Source organism: Bradyrhizobium sp. CCBAU 51765, assembly GCF_015291725.1.
Classification (GTDB): domain Bacteria; phylum Pseudomonadota; class Alphaproteobacteria; order Rhizobiales; family Xanthobacteraceae; genus Bradyrhizobium; species Bradyrhizobium liaoningense.
The window spans coordinates 238186-254538 of record NZ_CP030038.1 but is presented as its reverse complement, the minus strand read 5'-3'; the positions used below and the strand labels follow the sequence as shown (position 1 = coordinate 254538).

The following is a 16353-nucleotide window of genomic DNA, read 5'->3' as shown; positions in this document are numbered from 1 at the left end:
ATCATTCCAACTCAATTTCACTGATGTCCGCGGATGCGCTTGCGCCCGGTGATCATCGCGCGGATCAGGTTCTCCCGCTGCAGAATCCCCATCACCAGCACGCCCAACACGTGCAGCACGACCAGAACGATGACCGCGTCCGATGAATAATGGTGGGTGTCCTCGACCCACCAGACGCCGAAGAAGGTGACGGTCACCGACATCGCGCCGGTGATCGTCGAGACGGCGAGCGAGGCCAGCAGTGCGACCAGCATCAAGCTGCCGGCGGGATTGAGCCCGATATAGCGGCCGGTCATGCCGCGCCGCAGATTCCACAGATAGTTCGGCGCGGCACGCAGCCTGACACCGAGCATCCGGAAGCGCGAATAGCGGCTTCCCATGAAGCCCCAGAGCAGGCGGAAGGCGAGGAGCCCGATGACCGCATAGCCGACGATGCGGTGAACGCCGTCATACACGGTCGGCGTGAACCACGCGATCACAACCGAGATCGCGAGAACCCAGTGCCAGAGGCGCAGCGGGAGGTCCCAGACCGCGACCGTCCGCGCGACGAGTCGATTCGCGGGTGTCCTGTCGGACACGCCGCGCTCCTCCGGCACTGCTTTCATCAAGCTCAATTCGCTTCGTCGCTCACGTGCGCAATCTACTTGGCGATCGTGTGCTTCAGGCTGAGATCTTCGGGGCTGTAGAACAGCTCGTACAGCTTGCCTTCCTTGACGCCATAGACCTCGTAGCACGAGCCCTCGACCTTGGAGCGGCGCACCTCGTAGCCCGCCGCCTTGGCCTTGGCTTCGGCTTCGCTGGCCGGCTTCCACGACGCCTTGGCGAGCTTGGTGCAATCCTTGAAGCCGTCGGCCATGGCCGCCGATCCCATGCCAATCCCGATCGTCAGTGCAATGGCAACAACACGAATGACCTTCACGAACGTCTCCTCCTCTCGTGTGCGCGCCGCAGACACGCGGGGCGCACCGAGGGAAGCAGAGGAGGCAATGAAGTCAATCGGGTAGGGGCCTGGTTCGCTTTAGATAAGTTCTAACGTGGCCACCGGTGCGGCCTTGCGCCTGACGGGCGACATGCGCAGCGGCTAGTAGCCGGCGACCGCGAGCGCGACCACTGCACCCATGCCGACCCAGCCGAAATGCCGGCCGCGCATCGCGAAGGCGTTGGCGAGGGCCGCAAAGCCGAACACGATGGCGAGCGTGGCGACGATCCAGTGCCGGGCGAGGCTCGACTCCAGCCGGGGCGCAACCAGCAGCAGCACGCCGCCGCCGACCCATGCCACCGTGCCGGCCTGCCAGACCAGTCGGATCAGCGTGCGCAGGCGCGCCGGCTCGATGCTGGCGCGGGCGAAGACCTTGGTCTCGCCGAGCACGCCGTGGATGAGCGCCAGCACGATCGCGGCGAGGCCGGAACATTGCAGGAGAAGGTCGCGCATGGGCATGCTCCATCCGTACAGTACTGTATGGATATATGCACCGGCTTGCCGGAAGCTGTCAATACATTAGTGTATGGTCGCCATCTGGAGCCCGGCATGACCGAACAGCTTTCCGCCGACGACTGGACCAAGGAAGGCCTGAAGGTGCTCGCCAAAAGCGGCTTCACGGCGCTGAAGGCCGATCCGCTGGCCAAGGCCATGGGCGTCTCGCGCGGCAGCTTCTATTGGCATTTCGCCGACCTGGCCGCGTTTCACGCCGCCGTGCTGAAGCGCTGGCGCGAGATCGCGGCCGAGCAGATCATCGCGGACGTCGAAGCCGCCAGCGACGAGCCGCTCAAGATGCTGCTGCGGAGATCGTTCGGCGCGCGGCTCGACCTCGAGCGCGCGGTGCGCAACTGGGCGGCGTTCGATGCGGCGGCGCAAGGGGCGGTGCGCGCAATCGACCGCCGCAGGCTCGACTACATCGAAGAGCTGCTGGGCAAGCGTGGGCTCACCCCGGCGACGGCGGAGGCGCGCGCGCAGATCCTGTACTGGACATTTCTCGGCTTCGCCCTGTCAGGCCCGCCGGTGCCGGCCGCGCGGCTTCAGGCCTTGCTCGACGAACTCCTGGGTATGCTCGCCGCTTAGGCCTGTGATGGGCGGGCGCGAATTTCTGTGCTAAAGTCTACCAACTGCCGGAGACCCCAATGAACGCGCCCACCGAACGTGCCGAAGCCAGCGTCGATCCCAAATTGCTGGAGATTCTGGTCTGTCCGTTGACCAAAGGGCCCCTCGAGTTCGATGCCGCAAAGCAGGAACTGATCTCGCGCAGCGCCAAGCTCGCCTATCCCATTCGCGACGGAATCCCGATCATGCTGCCGGAAGAGGCGCGCAAGATCGATTGAGCTCACGTCGCTTGAGTGGGGCGCTATGGCCGCGCCACATTCTCGCTGTCGTCCCCGCGAAAGCGGGGATCCATAGCCACAGGAAGTGGTTGTGGCACGAGGCTGGCAACTCCGAGTCTTCGCAAAACTATTGCTGATGCGCGCGCCTATGGCGCGCTGGTCCGGGACGACAGCTGAGTATGCGGTAAGATCCCGCGCTACAACGCCTCGCCCTTCAACAGCCGCGGCACCTCGCCGGTGAGGCCCGCGGCCTGGCGGATGAACAGGTTCTTCAGCGGCGGGGCGCGATCGACGAGGCCGAGGCCGATGTCGCGCACCGTGCGCAGCAGCGTCGACTGGTTGGAGAACAGGAAGTTCAGCGAGTTGGTGGCAACACCCATCGCCATGGTGTCGAAGCGGCGCCAGCGCTGGTAGCGTTCGAGCACGTCGACGCCGCCGATATCCATGCCAAGCCGCGCGGCATCGACGACCACTTCCGCCAGCGCGGCGACATCCTTCAGGCCCATGTTGAGGCCCTGGCCCGCGATCGGGTGGATGACGTGGGCGGCATCGCCCACCAGCGCGAGACGCTCGGCGATGAAGGAACGCGCAACGAAATAAGACAACGGAAACGCGCGCGGCTTGTCGAGTGCCTTCACCTCGCCGAGGTGCAGGCCGAAACGCCGCTCGAGCTCGCTGTGAAATTCCTCGTCACTGAGCGCGATGATGCGCGCGGCCTCAGCCCGGCGCTCGGTCCACACCAGCGACGAGCGCTTGCCCGACAGCGGCAGGATCGCGAAGGGTCCTGCGGGCAGGAAATGCTCTTCGGCGCGACCCTCATGATCGCGCTCATGGCCGACGGTGACGACGATGCCGGACTGGTCGTACTCCCAGCCATGGGTGGCGATGCCGGCGCGCTCGCGCAGCTTCGACCTCGCGCCATCGGCGGCGACCAGCAAGCTCGCCGCGATGACGCTGCCGTCGCCGAGCGTCACGTCGATGCCGTCGGAACGCGCGTCGTAGGACGCCACGGTGGTCGCACGCAGATCGATGCCCTCGGCCTCCGCACGCACCACCAGCGCATCGATCAGGCGGCGGTTCTCGACCATATGCGCGAAGGGTTCGCCCGGCGCGACATCGCCGGCAAAGTTGAGGAACGCCGGACGGGTGGCGTCCTCCAGCTTCGAATCCGTGACGACCATGTCGAGGATGGGCTGCGCCTCGCTCCTGACGGCGTCCCAGGCGCCGATCGTCTCGAACAGGCGGCGGCAGGCGGCCACGATCGCGGTGGCGCGGGGATCGCGGCTCGGCCGCGTGCCGAGCGCGGGATCGGCGACGATGACGGGGATCTCGGGCCCGAGTCCCTGGCGCAGCGCCAGGGCCAGCGCAAGCCCTGCAAACGCGCCGCCACCGATGACAATGCTACCCTGTACCGACATACCAAGTTTCCCGGTCAATTCCCGGTCTTGCTAGCAGACTTGAGCTGGGCGAAACAGTGCGGTGAAACAAGGGCCGAATGGCCCGATGTGTCATTCCGGGGCGCGCGTCGAGCGCGAACCCGGAAATCCAGAGGTTGTCAGCTCGGAATTCCGGGTTCATCGCCCTTGCGATGCCCCGGAATGACGAGAACTTCGAAAGCATCATCATGTCCAAAAGCCTGATCGACCTCATTTCGATCCTCGACCTCGAGCAGCTCGAGGTAAACCTGTTCCGTGGCAACAGCCCGAAGACGAGCTGGCAGCGGGTGTTCGGCGGCCAGGTGATCGGGCAGGCGATGGTTGCCGCGTGCCGCACCGTCGAGGGCCGGCTGCCGCATTCGCTGCATTGCTATTTCATCCTGCCGGGCGATCCGCAGATCCCGATCATCTATCAGGTCGAGCGCCTGCGCGACGGCAAGAGCTATTCGACCCGCCGCGTCACCGCGATCCAGCACGGCAACGCGATCTTCTCGATCATGGTGTCGTTCCACGCCGAGGAGGAGAGCGCGTTCGACCATCAGGACAAGATGCCCGACGTGCCGCCGCCGGAGAAGCTCACGGCGGAGGAGGTCGCGAAGCAGCCGATGTTCAAGGAGATGCCGGAGTTCATCCGCCGCTACTATGAATCCGATCGCCCGATCGAGCTGCGCCCGGTCGAGCTCGGCCGCTATTTCGGCCAGAAGATCGACGACGGCCGCATTCACGTCTGGATCAGGACAGCCGCGAAGCTGGCCGACGATCCGGCGCTGCATATGTGCGCGCTCGCCTATGCCTCGGATTTCTCGCTGCTCGATGCGATCATGGCGCGCTACGGCCGCACGCTGTTCGACAAGCGCATGATGCCGGCGAGCCTCGACCACGCGATGTGGTTTCACCGCCCCTTCCGCGCCGACGAATGGCTGCTCTACGCGCAGGATTCGCCGAGCGCACAGGGCGGCCGCGGCCTGACCCGCGGCTCGATCTTCAAGCCTGACGGCACGCTGGTCGCCTCCGTCGCGCAGGAAGGCTCCGTGCGCGAGCGGAAGGCATAGAGCCACGGGCGCGATGGATCGCGCCGGTGGCTGGCCGGGTCATGCTTCGAACGAACCGCGCGGAACGAGTTCGGTCTGCGAGGCGAACCAGTTCATGATCCAGCGATAGACCCACGGAATCGGGATGATCAGGCTGCACAGGATCGCAGCGACGATGCCGCGCCAGAGGATGTCGAGACCACTCCCCTTGAACACGACCTCGCGCCGTGTGCCCTCGACGCTGCGGCAGAACCAGCGCATCTGGGCCGCGGCGACCCAGGCCCAGCCGATGATGGTGAGGATGGAGATCGCAAACAGCAGATTCCAGCCGATATAGGCCCAGATCGTGCCGGTGAAGCTCAGGCCGAGCGGCTGCCCGTTGGAGGCGAGGTTCGCGACCATCCATTTGATCAGGAGCCAGTAGAGAACGATCTGCGCGACGAACAGCAGGTTGCTCAGGATCTCGCTGCCGATGAAGCCGAGGGCGATCGCCAGAACGATGAAGCCGAAATACCAGGGCACCAGCGTCATCGCGTCGCCGATGAAGCTGAGATTGGGCCGGCCCGGGACCTTCACGCAGGACACGATCCATTTCGTGTACCAGACGAAAACCCACGGCGCCGGGATGACGAAGATCATTCCGATCAGCAGGACGATGCTGCGCCAGGTGAATTCCAGGATGCCGAAATCGATCGCCAGAGAGCCGCCGCTGCCCGCGCCGGCATAGCCGCCGGAACCCATCATCGGCGGACCACCGGCCGGCATCATCGGCGGGGCGCCGCCGCCGATCAGGCCCGGGACTTCGGCAGCCTTCTGCCAGCCCGCCATGCCCTCGGTCCACACCAGCGTATCCGGGCGCACAGTGCCCTGGGCGATCAGATCGCGGAATTGCGCCTCCGGAAACGGCCCCTGCTGCTTGCCCTCGGATGCGTAGAACCAACTCGCCATGAAGCGTCCCCCAAAACTCTTTTGTACCGCCTGACTGCCGCGGGTTCACCGCATCCATGCCAAAAATGCATTGTGAATGATGAACAGTTGCCCTGTACAGAGGCGGCCGTTCCCGTGGCCAGTCGTTTTTCCGCTTCAGTCTGCAACTTTTTTATGCCATTTGCCCGGAAAGATGCCAGATTGACGCTGCGCCGGGGACATACGGCGCGGCGCATCCCGGGGGAACAGGCCTGACCATGAAACTCGTCGTCGCGATCATCAAACCCTTCAAGCTCGATGAGGTCAGGCAGGCCCTGACTGCCATCGGCATCCACGGCATGACCGTCACCGAGGTCAAGGGTTACGGCCGGCAGAAGGGCCACACCGAGATCTATCGCGGCGCCGAATATGTCGTGAACTTCCTGCCCAAGCTGCGCATCGAGATCGCGGTCGCTTCCGACGTTGCCGACAAGGCGGTCAGCGTGATCACCGCGACCGCGCGCACCGGGCAGATCGGCGACGGCAAGATCTTCGTCACGCCGATCGACCATGCGCTGCGCATCCGCACCGGCGAAACCGACAGCGACGCGCTCTAGGTTTCGGCCTGGCTCGTTTTCTCGACGCGAGCCGGTATCCATTTCGCTCGAAAACGCTCTGATAAATCTTCGATCGCACCGGGCAACGACGCCACAGCGTGCGACGCCAATTGATGCCGGGGGAAACGACATGGCGGGATTGTTGCGCCGCGCAGCGTGCATGCCTGCGCCGATCGGGCTCGTGTCCGTGGTGGCCGTGCCGGCGCATGCCGCGCCCTCCGGGATCGACGGCGCCGACACGGCCTGGATGATCGTCGCCACCGCGCTGGTGCTGATGATGACGATCCCGGGGCTCGCGCTGTTCTATTCCGGCATGGTGCGCAAGAAGAACGTGCTCGCCACCATGGCGCAGAGCCTGGCTGCGGTGACGCTGATCTCGATTCTCTGGGTGGCGTTCGGCTATTCGCTCTGCTTCGTCGGCGACGGGCCGTGGATCGGCACGCTCGACCGCTGGTTTCTCGCCGGCATGACCATGGACAGCGTCAACCCCGCGGCGAAGACCATCCCGGAATCGCTGTTCATGCTGTACCAGATGACGTTTGCGATCATCACGGTCGCCCTGGTCGCGGGCTCGGTCGCCGACCGCATGCGGTTCTCGGCCTATCTCCTGTTCTCCGTCGCCTGGTTCATCTTCGTCTACATCCCGCTGGCGCATTGGGTGTGGGGCGGCGGCTTCCTTGCCAGCATGGGCGTGCTGGATTTCGCCGGTGGCCTCGTGGTGCACCTGTCGGCCGGCACCGGGGGCCTCGTTGCGGCCAAGGTGATGGGGCGACGTCACGGTTACGGCACCGAGAATCTCTCGCCGTTCGATCTGTCGCTCGCGGTGATAGGCACCGGCCTGCTGTGGGTCGGCTGGTTCGGCTTCAATGGCGGCTCCGCGCTTTCGGCGAATTCACGCGCGGTGATGGCGATCATCGCGACCCATCTTGCCGCCTGCGCCGGCGCGCTGACATGGGCTGCGATCGAATGGTCGACGCGGCGCAAGCCCTCCGTGCTCGGCATGATCTCCGGCGCGGTGGCCGGCCTCGGCACCATCACGCCGGCCTCGGGCTTCGTCGCACCATGGCACGGCATCGTCATCGGTATCGTCGCCGGGGCGGTCTGCTACTGGGCCTGTACCTGGCTGAAGCACCGTTTCAACTATGACGATTCGCTCGACGTGTTCGGCGTCCATGGCATCGGCGGGCTGACCGGCACCCTGCTCGGCGGCGTGTTCGCGACCAGCGCCATCGGCGGCACCGCGGGCCTGCTGGAGGGCCATCCTCAGCAGATCCTGATTCAGTTCTACGGGGTCGCCGTCACCTTCGTCTGGTCGGGGGGCGTGAGCTTCATCCTGCTCAAGCTGGTCGGCCTGTTCGTGCCCTTGCGCGTATCCCGTGAGCAGGAGCTCGAAGGGCTGGATATTTCGCAGCACGGTGAAGCCCTGCAATAGGCGAATGCACTACGAAATTACCTCCTTGCTGCCCGACGCGTGAGCAACATTGTGTCGGCAGTCTGTCCTGCCCTGCATTTGAGCAGGCATGACCACGTTTTAAGCGCGACGTAATAGCGCACTGCACCACAATACCCGTCGAACGCGAAAACACCCGTTTTCATAGTCTGTTAGGCAACACGTCCGATCTGGCACGGCATTTGATTCTAGGGGTCCGGCTGTGCCCGCGTAGTGAATCTTCTCCCTCGTGGCGAACCAGTCGAGAAACGCCCGGCCACGTCCGGACCGGGCCCAAGCGGGGATAGGACCCATGAAAATTGTTATGGCGATTATCAAGCCATTCAAGCTGGAAGAAGTCCGTGACGCCCTGACCGCCATCGGCGTTCACGGTCTCACGGTGACGGAAGTCAAGGGGTATGGCCGCCAGAAGGGTCATACGGAAATCTATCGCGGCGCCGAATATGCCGTGAGCTTCCTGCCCAAGATCAAGATCGAGGTCGCTGTCGCCTCCGACCAGGTCGACAAGACCATCGACGCCATCACGTCCGCGGCGAAAACCGGACAGATCGGCGACGGCAAGATCTTCGTCATCAACCTCGACCATGCGGTGCGCATCCGCACCGGCGAGGCCGATGCCGCGGCCCTTTGATTTCGCGCTCAACCTTATCCAATCAGGAGTAAATAATATGACGTTCAAGCGTCCCTATGGCGCGGGATTGGCGGCTCTCGCAGTCGGCCTGTTCGCTGCGACCGCGGCCTACGCCGAGCCAACGGTCAACAAGGGAGACAACGCCTGGATGATGACATCGACAGTGCTGGTGCTGTTGATGACGATCCCCGGCCTCGCGCTGTTCTACGGCGGTCTCGTCCGTTCCAAGAACATGCTCTCCGTCCTGATGCAGGTGTTCTACACCGTCTGCGTCGTCACCGTGATCTATGCCGTGTACGGCTACAGCCTCACCTTCACCGGCGGCTCCGACTTCATCGGCGGCTTCTCGAAGGCCTTCATGATGGGCGTCACCACCGACTCGAAGGCCGCGACCTTCTCGGTCGACGCCAACATCTCGGAGCTCATCTATATGTGCTTCCAGATGACCTTCGCGGCGATCACGCCCGCCCTCATCGTCGGCGCCTTCGCCGAGCGCATGAAGTTCTCGGCGCTCGCCCTGTTCGTCCCGCTCTGGGTGACGCTGATCTACTTCCCGATCGCGCACATGGTCTGGTACTGGCCCGGTCCGGACATGATCCAGGACGCGGCCAAGGCTCTGGCGGCGGCGGGTGACGCCGCGGCGAAGACCGCGGCGCAGGCCAAGCTCGACGAGATCAACGCCGACGCCGGCTGGATCTTCAAGATGGGCGCGATCGACTTCGCGGGCGGCACCGTGGTGCACATCAACGCCGGCATCGCGGGTCTCGTCGGCGCTCTCCTGATCGGCAAGCGCGTCGGTTACGGCAAGGAGCTGATGGCTCCGCACTCGCTGACCATGTCGATGATCGGCGCCTCGCTGCTCTGGGTCGGCTGGTTCGGCTTCAACGCCGGCTCCAACCTGGAAGCCAGCGGCGGCGCTGCGCTCGCCATGACCAACTCCTTCGTCGCCACCGCAGCCGCCGCGCTGTCGTGGATGTTCGCGGAGTGGATCATCAAGGGTCATCCCTCCGTGCTCGGCGTCATCTCCGGCGCTGTCGCGGGTCTCGTGGCCGTCACGCCTGCAGCCGGCTTCTCCGGCGTGATGGGCGCGATCGTCCTCGGCCTCGTGGTCGGCGTGGTCTGCCTGTTCTTCTGCACCGTCGTGAAGAACGCGCTCGGCTACGATGACTCGCTCGACGTGTTCGGCGTGCACTGCATCGGCGGCATCGTCGGCGCCATCGGCACCGGCATCCTGGTCAACCCCGCTCTCGGCGGCGCCGGCATCGTCGACTACACGGCCATCCCGCCGAAGGTTGCCGATTACGACTTCGCCACGCAGATCCTCGCCCAGATCAAGGCCGTCTGCACCACGCTGGTGTGGTCGGGCGTCGGTTCGGCGATCCTCTACAAGGTCGTCGACGTGATCGTTGGCCTCCGCGCCAATGTCGAGAGCGAGCGCGAAGGCCTCGACATCACCGAGCACACCGAGCGCGCCTACAACATGTAAGTCTCCTCCCGGGACGCGGTCTCGTCGAGGCCGCGTCCACAACTCCGGTTCGGGCACATACCCGGCAATGCCCTGACCGTTGAGGGGCTCCAGCGCAAGTTGGAGCCCCTTTCTTTTGGTCGGTTCCGCTTGCAGGTCAGGGCAGAAGCGCCCCACATACATTGTGATCCGGCTCGATATTCCCGCTCTGGACGCAGGCGGCGGCCGATGGTTAATCGCGTCTTAACCTCGCCCTATCTATGGTGAACTGAACCGCTTCCCGCCGGTGCCTTCGCGCGACCGGCTGTTCCAAGAGTGCTGGCGCCCAGAATGGCTATGACCGCTTCATCCCGTGCGCCGCTGGCCGGTGGAAGCCCCGACAGCGACCGCTCGCCCTTCATCCGGCTGAACGAGCTGCTGGCGCCGCATCAGCCGGGTAAGCCCTTGATCACGCTTGCAGTCGGCGAGCCCCAGCATCCCGTGCCCGACTTCGTCGGCCCGGTGCTGGCGAAGCACATCGCCGATTTCGGCCGCTACCCGCTCGGCAAGGGCATCGAGCCGTTCCGCAAAGCCGCCGGCGCCTGGCTGTCGTCGCGGTTCAAGCTGCCGCGGCCGCTCGATCCCGAGAGCGAGATTCTCGTCCTCAACGGCAGCCGCGAAGGGCTGTTCTTCGCGGCGATCACCGCGGCGCGCTATGTCGGGCCGCGTCCCGGCAAGCCTGTGATCCTGATGCCGAACCCGTTTTATCCGGTCTATGGCGCCGGCACCCGCGCCGCGGCCTGCGAGCCGGTCTATCTGCCGACAACGGTCGAGAACGGCTTCCTGCCCGATCTCGATGCCATCGACGAGGCTACACTGGCGCGGACGGTGGCGTTCTATCTGGCTTCACCGGCCAATCCACAGGGCTCGGTCGCCTCGCCCGATTATTTCAAACGATTGAAGCAACTCGCCGACCGCTACGGCTTCGTGATCCTCAGCGACGAGTGCTATTCCGAGATCTACACCCGGCAGGCTCCGGGCAGCGTCCTGGAATGCGCCGGTCCCGACTTCACCCGCGTGGTCGCGTTCCAGTCGCTGTCGAAGCGCTCCAACCTGCCGGGCATGCGCGTCGGCTTCGCCGCCGGCGACAAGAAATTCATCGGCATGTTCCTGGAGCTGCGCAACGTTGCCGCGCCCCAGGTGCCGGTGCCGCTCCAGCATGTCGCGACCGTCGCCTATGGCGACGAAGCGCATGTCGAGGAGAACCGCAGGCTCTACCGCATCAAGTTCGATCTCGCCGACCAGATCATCGGCAATCGCTACGGCTATCGCCGGCCCGATGCCGGCTTCTGCGTCTGGCTCAACACGTCCGCCCTCGGCGACGACGTGTCGGTGACGCTGAGACTTTTCAAGGAAGCAGGCGTGCGCGTGGTGCCCGGCAGCTATCTGGCCCGGCTCCAGCCCGACGGCTTCAATCCCGGTGCCGGCTACATTCGCCTCGCACTGGTGCAGGATGGAGAGACCACGGCGCAGGCGCTGCACCGCCTGGTCGAGACTCTGGGTTAGGCGGGGCCCATGAGCATGTCGGCAATCGAACGTGTCATTCCGCTGGTGGGCCATCTGCCGCCATCGATCCGCGAGGGTCTGGCGCGGCGCATGCGCGAGCTCACCGGCCTCGGCCTGATCGCGCTGGCGGCCGTCGCCTCGGCCGCGCTGATGACGTGGTCGGTGCAGGATCCCAGCCTCAGCCACGCCACCTCGCGGCCGATCCGCAACATTCTTGGCTATGCCGGCGCGATCGGTGCGGACCTCGCGATGCAGATCCTTGGGCTCGGCGCGATCATGCTGGTCCTGACGGTTGCGGTCTGGGGCTGGCGCATGATGACCCATCGCCCGTTCGACCGCGAAGCACTGCGGCTCGGCTGCTGGATTCTCTGCACGGTGATCGCGGCGGGCTTCGTCAGCTGCTGGCCGCATGGCGGCGCATGGCCGCTGCCGACCGGCCTCGGCGGCGTGGTCGGCGACGCGCTGGTGCGTGCGCCGGCGGTGATCTTCGGACCGGCCGGCACGATCTATCGCATCGTGCTGGGCACGATCCTGTTCGCCGCGATGACCGTGACCTTCCTGATCGCCTGCGGCCTTGGCGCCCGCGAGCAGGACGACGAGCTCGCGGAAATCGAGGATGACGACAAGCCGCTCGACGAAGACGAGGAGAGCGATCGCGGCTCGGTGTCGCTGGGCTGGCTGTTCCACGCGCTGATGAGCACCAAGGCGCGGCTGATCTGGCTGCTTGGCGCCGCCTACCGCTCGCTGGTCTCGAGTGGACCGAAGACCAAGGCCGCTGCATTCAGCCGCCAGGAGCCGAATCTGGGCGGCGGCCGCGCCGCGCCCCCGATCTCGCCGCAGTCCGAAGACGCGGACTACGAGGACGAGCACGAAGAAGAGGAAGACGAGGAGGAGGAAGAGGAGCAGCCTGCCGCGCGCGCGCCGCGCAAGAAGGCTGCACCGAAGGCCGCGGCCAGGAAGTCCTCCGACAAGTTCGACCTTCCTTCCGTCTCGATGCTGGCCGCCCCGAAAGCCGGCGACCGCCAGCCGCTCAGCAAGGCCGAGCTGGAGACCAATTCCCGTTCGCTCGAAGGCGTGCTGCAGGATTTCGGCGTACGCGGCGAGATCGTGAAGGCCAATCCGGGTCCCGTCGTGACGCTCTACGAATTGGAGCCGGCACCCGGCATCAAGTCCTCGCGCGTGATCGGGCTTGCCGACGACATCGCCCGCTCGATGAGCGCGCTGTCGGCGCGCGTCGCCGTCGTGCCGGGCCGCAACGCCATCGGCATCGAGCTGCCGAACGCGCATCGCGAAAAGGTCTATTTGCGCGAATTGCTGGTGGCGAAGGAGGCGACCGACACGGTGGCAAAGCTGCCGCTGTGCCTCGGCAAGACCATCGGCGGCGATCCCGTCATCATCGATCTCGCCCGCACGCCGCACATGCTGATCGCCGGTACCACCGGCTCGGGCAAATCGGTCGCGATCAACACCATGATCCTCAGCCTGGTCTACCGGCTGCGCCCGGACCAGTGCCGGCTGATCATGGTCGACCCGAAGATGCTCGAGCTCTCCGTCTATGACGGCATTCCACATCTGCTCACGCCCGTCGTGACCGATCCGAAGAAAGCGGTGGTCGCGTTGAAATGGGCCGTGCGCGAGATGGAAGAGCGCTACAAGAACATGGCCAAGCTCGGTGTGCGCAACATCGACGGCTACAACACGCGCCTGCTCGAATTGAAGGCCAAGGGCGAGGAGCCGACGCGCACGGTGCATACCGGCTTCGACAAGGAAACCGGCAAGGCGATCTACGAGGAAGAGAAGCTCTCGCTCGACCCGCTGCCCTACATCGTCATCATCGTCGACGAGATGGCCGACCTGATGATGGTCGCCGGCAAGGACATCGAAGGCGCGGTGCAGCGTCTCGCGCAGATGGCGCGCGCCGCCGGCCTGCACGTGATCCTCGCCACGCAGCGTCCGTCGGTCGATGTCATCACCGGCACCATCAAGGCGAACTTCCCGACCCGCATCGCCTTCCAGGTCACCTCCAAGATCGACAGCCGCACCATCCTCGGCGAGATGGGCGCCGAGCAGCTGCTCGGCCAGGGCGACATGCTCTACATGGCCGGCGGCGGCCGCATCAGCCGCGTGCACGGACCCTTCGCTTCCGACGAGGAAGTCGAGAAGGTGGTGCGTCACCTCAAGACGCAGGGTCAGCCGGAATATCTCGAAGCCGTCACCGCCGAGGAGCCGGCCGAGGACGAGGACGGCGCCGTGTTCGACGCGACCGGCATGGGCGGGGATGGCGGCGGCGATCTATTCCAGCAGGCGGTTGCCATCGTCAAACGCGATCGCAAGGCCTCGACCAGCTATATCCAGCGCCGCCTGCAAATCGGCTATAATCGCGCCGCATCACTGATGGAGCGCATGGAACTGGAGGGTATCGTCGGCCCCGCCAACCACGCCGGCAAGCGCGAGATCCTGGTCGAGGAAGAAGACAGCCATATGTGAGGCGAAGGGCCTCTGAACATCATCTCACGTAAAATCGATATCCGCTTTTGCCAGAAATCACGCTAAAAGGGCGCCCAGCCATACAGGACGACGTGTTGATCAGACATCCGGACATTCGATTCGCCGCCACCATCGCCGCGCGAAGTGCGCGCGTGGCCGGCGTGCTTCTCGTCACCGCCGCGATGGTGACTGCGACGTCGTTCGCGCAGACCGTGCCCGTGCCGAAACCTGCACCGAAGGGCCGCAGCGACGGCGGGCAGGCCGGTGGGCCCGCTGTGACCGGCGCGACGCAGGCGCCACCGAATCCGGTCATCCCGGATCCGCGGCGCAACGTGCCGACCAGCATCTTCCAGACCTTCGATGCCAACCAGAAAGCGCAGGCGGCCAAGGTCAGCGCCTATCTGTCGTCGCTTCAGACATTGGTTGGTAATTTCGTCCAGGTCGGCCCCGACGGCAGCAAGACACAGGGCGATTTCTACATCCAGAAGCCCGGCAAGGTGCGCTTCGAATATGACGCGCCGAGCCCGATCGACATCGTCGCCGACGGATCCTCGCTGGTGGTGCGCGACCGCAAGCTCGCGACCCAGGACATCTATCCGCTGTCGCAGACGCCGCTGCGCTTCCTGTTGTCCGACCGCATCGACCTGATGAAGGACACCAACGTCGTTGGCGTCTCGGCCGACGACGTCTTCGTCAGCGTCACCATCGAGGAGAAGCAGGCGCTGGTCGGCACCAGCCGGCTGCTCCTGATGTTCGGCGCCAAGGACGGACAGCTCAAGCAGTGGACCGTCACCGACCCGCAGGGCTACGACACCACCATCGCGGTCTACAATCTGGATTCGAGCAAGAAGCTCGACCCCAACATGTTCAAGATCGATTTCACCAATTACGGCCCGTCACCGGGTTGAGATTGTATGGCCGCTCCAATCACCTCATGCCCGGGCTTGTCCCGGGCATCCGCGTTTCTGGGTCCGACAAAAAGACGTGGATGGCCGGGTCAAGCCCGGCCATGACGGATGGAGTTTGTTAGATCGTCACCATGCGTCTTTCCCTGACAACCTGGAACATCAATTCGGTGCGGCTGCGCATCGACCTGGTCGCGAAATTCCTGAAGAGCGCGCGGCCGGAGGTGCTGTGCCTGCAGGAGACCAAGTGCATCGACGACGCCTTTCCGCTGAAGCGCTTCAAGCGGCTCGGCTATGAGCACGTCGCGCTGAACGGGCAGAAGGGCTATCACGGTGTCGCCATCGTCTCGAAAATTCCATTCGAGTCCAAGGACATCCGCACCTTCTGCGACAAGGTGGATTCGCGCCACATCTCGGTGTCGTTCGGCGAGAAGGCGGGCATCGCAAAGCCTTTGGTGCTGCATAATTTCTACGTGCCCGCCGGCGGCGACATTCCCGATCCCGCGCTGAACGAGAAGTTCGACCACAAGCTTCGCTTCCTCGACGAGATGAAGGCGTGCGAGCCGCTGCATCCGCGCGGCGAGGACCGCCACATCCTGGTCGGCGACCTCAACGTCGCCCCGCACGAGAACGACGTGTGGTCGCACAAGCAGCTTCTGAAAGTCGTCTCGCACACACCCGTCGAAACCGAGAAGCTGAAGGCGGCGCTCGCCGCCGGCGAATGGATCGACGTCGCGCGCGAGCGTATCCCGATGTCGGAGAAGGTCTATACGTGGTGGAGCTACCGTTCCGCCGACTGGACCGTCGGCGACCGCGGCCGCAGGCTGGATCACATCTGGGTCTCGCGTGCGCTGAAGGACACGGTCCAGGATTTCAAGATCCTGCGCGATGCGCGGAGCTGGGAGCGGCCGTCGGACCACGTGCCCGTCACGGTGACGCTCGATCTATGAGCGTCACCTGTCTTTTCGGGGGCGCGCAGCGCGAGCTATGGTGCGCAATTGCGCACCAGAGAATCCATCAAGCGGCAGAGTTGGTGGATGAATGGATTCCGGGCTCGCGACTTCGTCGCGCCCCGGAATGACAACAGAGAGACTCAAGACGTCAGCTTCGCGCCGGCCATCAGGATGTCGCTGGCGATCTGGCTGGAGCGCACCGCGAATTCGTCGCGCAGGCGAACGGCGGCGGCGGGGTCGCTCTCGAGCACGCGCTGGAACAGGCTGCGTGCGACGCGGATGACGGAGGAATGCTCCAGCGCGATCGCACGCGATGGCCGCTTCATCGGCACCACCAGTGCGAGCTCGCCGATCAGCGCACCGGGGCCGGCGATCATTTCGGCGCCGGCGCCGTCTTCGACCCTGAAGGCGCCGCGCTGGACCACGAAGCCGGCATCGGCGGCGTCGCCGAGATCGAACAGGACGTCACCGCGGACGAAGTCACGCTGCTCGGAACCGATCGCCAGCATGCGCAACGAGGCGTCTCCCAACAGGCGCAGTGTCGGGACACGCTCGAGAAGCGCTACGTCGTCGTCGATTGACATTCCGGTCCGTGGCTCGAGGAACGCGCC

The 16353-nt window shown here is 65.0% G+C and carries 17 protein-coding genes; 11 read left to right on the top strand and 6 right to left on the bottom strand.

Features of this window, described 5'->3' with window-relative positions:
- Positions 1–17: 17 nt before the first annotated feature.
- The 3 genes from XH96_RS01175 to XH96_RS01165 form a co-directional block, all read right to left on the bottom strand.
- On the bottom strand, positions 18–605 hold the full coding sequence (locus XH96_RS01175) for a cytochrome b/b6 domain-containing protein (protein WP_194390694.1): 588 nt from the start codon (positions 603–605) through the stop codon (positions 18–20).
- A gap of 35 nt (positions 606–640) precedes the next feature.
- On the bottom strand, positions 641–919 hold the full coding sequence (locus XH96_RS01170; RefSeq protein WP_028177004.1) for a PepSY domain-containing protein: 279 nt from the start codon (positions 917–919) through the stop codon (positions 641–643).
- 162 nt (positions 920–1081) lie between these two features.
- Entirely contained in the window at positions 1082–1432 is a 351-nt protein-coding gene (locus XH96_RS01165; RefSeq protein WP_028177003.1) for a hypothetical protein, read from the bottom strand.
- Positions 1433–1528: 96 nt separating this feature from the next.
- On the opposite strand from XH96_RS01165, the gene XH96_RS01160 reads away from it, so the two are divergent.
- Both XH96_RS01160 and XH96_RS01155 read left to right on the top strand, forming a co-directional pair.
- Positions 1529–2059: a TetR/AcrR family transcriptional regulator gene (locus tag XH96_RS01160; protein WP_194390693.1), complete on the top strand. Its 531-nt coding sequence runs from the start codon at positions 1529–1531 to the stop codon at positions 2057–2059.
- 59 nt (positions 2060–2118) lie between these two features.
- Entirely contained in the window at positions 2119–2316 is a 198-nt protein-coding gene (locus XH96_RS01155; RefSeq protein ID WP_028177001.1) for a Trm112 family protein, read from the top strand.
- Positions 2317–2513: 197 nt separating this feature from the next.
- Here the strand turns inward: XH96_RS01155 and XH96_RS01150 are convergent, their stop codons facing one another.
- The gene (locus XH96_RS01150) at positions 2514–3734 is read right to left on the bottom strand and encodes a ubiquinone biosynthesis hydroxylase (protein WP_194390692.1); all 1221 of its coding nucleotides are present in this window, start codon (positions 3732–3734) and stop codon (positions 2514–2516) included.
- 206 nt (positions 3735–3940) lie between these two features.
- On the opposite strand from XH96_RS01150, the gene tesB reads away from it, so the two are divergent.
- Entirely contained in the window at positions 3941–4804 is an 864-nt protein-coding gene (gene tesB, locus XH96_RS01145) for an acyl-CoA thioesterase II (protein WP_194390691.1), read from the top strand.
- Between the two features lie 39 nt (positions 4805–4843).
- Here the strand turns inward: tesB and XH96_RS01140 are convergent, their stop codons facing one another.
- Entirely contained in the window at positions 4844–5731 is an 888-nt protein-coding gene (locus XH96_RS01140; protein WP_194390690.1) for a DUF4339 domain-containing protein, read from the bottom strand.
- 236 nt (positions 5732–5967) lie between these two features.
- Between XH96_RS01140 and XH96_RS01135 the strand changes: the two genes are divergently transcribed.
- The 8 genes from XH96_RS01135 (at position 5968) to xth (ending at position 15739) form a co-directional block, all read left to right on the top strand.
- Positions 5968–6306 carry a P-II family nitrogen regulator gene (locus XH96_RS01135; RefSeq protein WP_194390689.1) on the top strand — a complete coding sequence of 113 codons (339 nt, stop codon included), beginning with the start codon at positions 5968–5970 and terminating at the stop codon, positions 6304–6306.
- Positions 6307–6436: 130 nt separating this feature from the next.
- Entirely contained in the window at positions 6437–7738 is a 1302-nt protein-coding gene (locus tag XH96_RS01130) for an ammonium transporter (protein ID WP_194390688.1), read from the top strand.
- 310 nt (positions 7739–8048) lie between these two features.
- Entirely contained in the window at positions 8049–8387 is a 339-nt protein-coding gene (locus XH96_RS01125; protein ID WP_008142813.1) for a P-II family nitrogen regulator, read from the top strand.
- Positions 8388–8424: 37 nt separating this feature from the next.
- Complete coding sequence (locus tag XH96_RS01120) at positions 8425–9873, top strand: ammonium transporter (protein WP_194390687.1); 1449 nt, start codon at positions 8425–8427, stop codon at positions 9871–9873.
- A gap of 309 nt (positions 9874–10182) precedes the next feature.
- The gene (locus tag XH96_RS01115; protein WP_194390686.1) at positions 10183–11397 is read left to right on the top strand and encodes an aminotransferase class I/II-fold pyridoxal phosphate-dependent enzyme; all 1215 of its coding nucleotides are present in this window, start codon (positions 10183–10185) and stop codon (positions 11395–11397) included.
- A 9-nt stretch (positions 11398–11406) separates the two neighbouring features.
- Positions 11407–13884, top strand: coding sequence for a DNA translocase FtsK (locus tag XH96_RS01110; protein WP_194390685.1), 2478 nt, complete (start codon positions 11407–11409; stop codon positions 13882–13884).
- A gap of 152 nt (positions 13885–14036) precedes the next feature.
- On the top strand, positions 14037–14792 hold the full coding sequence (locus XH96_RS01105) for an outer membrane lipoprotein carrier protein LolA (protein WP_194393989.1): 756 nt from the start codon (positions 14037–14039) through the stop codon (positions 14790–14792).
- Positions 14793–14923: 131 nt separating this feature from the next.
- The gene (gene xth, locus XH96_RS01100; protein WP_194390684.1) at positions 14924–15739 is read left to right on the top strand and encodes an exodeoxyribonuclease III; all 816 of its coding nucleotides are present in this window, start codon (positions 14924–14926) and stop codon (positions 15737–15739) included.
- A gap of 143 nt (positions 15740–15882) precedes the next feature.
- Here the strand turns inward: xth and XH96_RS01095 are convergent, their stop codons facing one another.
- Positions 15883–16326, bottom strand: a complete 444-nt coding sequence (locus tag XH96_RS01095; RefSeq protein WP_028181423.1) for a Crp/Fnr family transcriptional regulator — start codon at positions 16324–16326, stop codon at positions 15883–15885.
- Between the last annotated feature and the right edge of the window lie 27 nt (positions 16327–16353).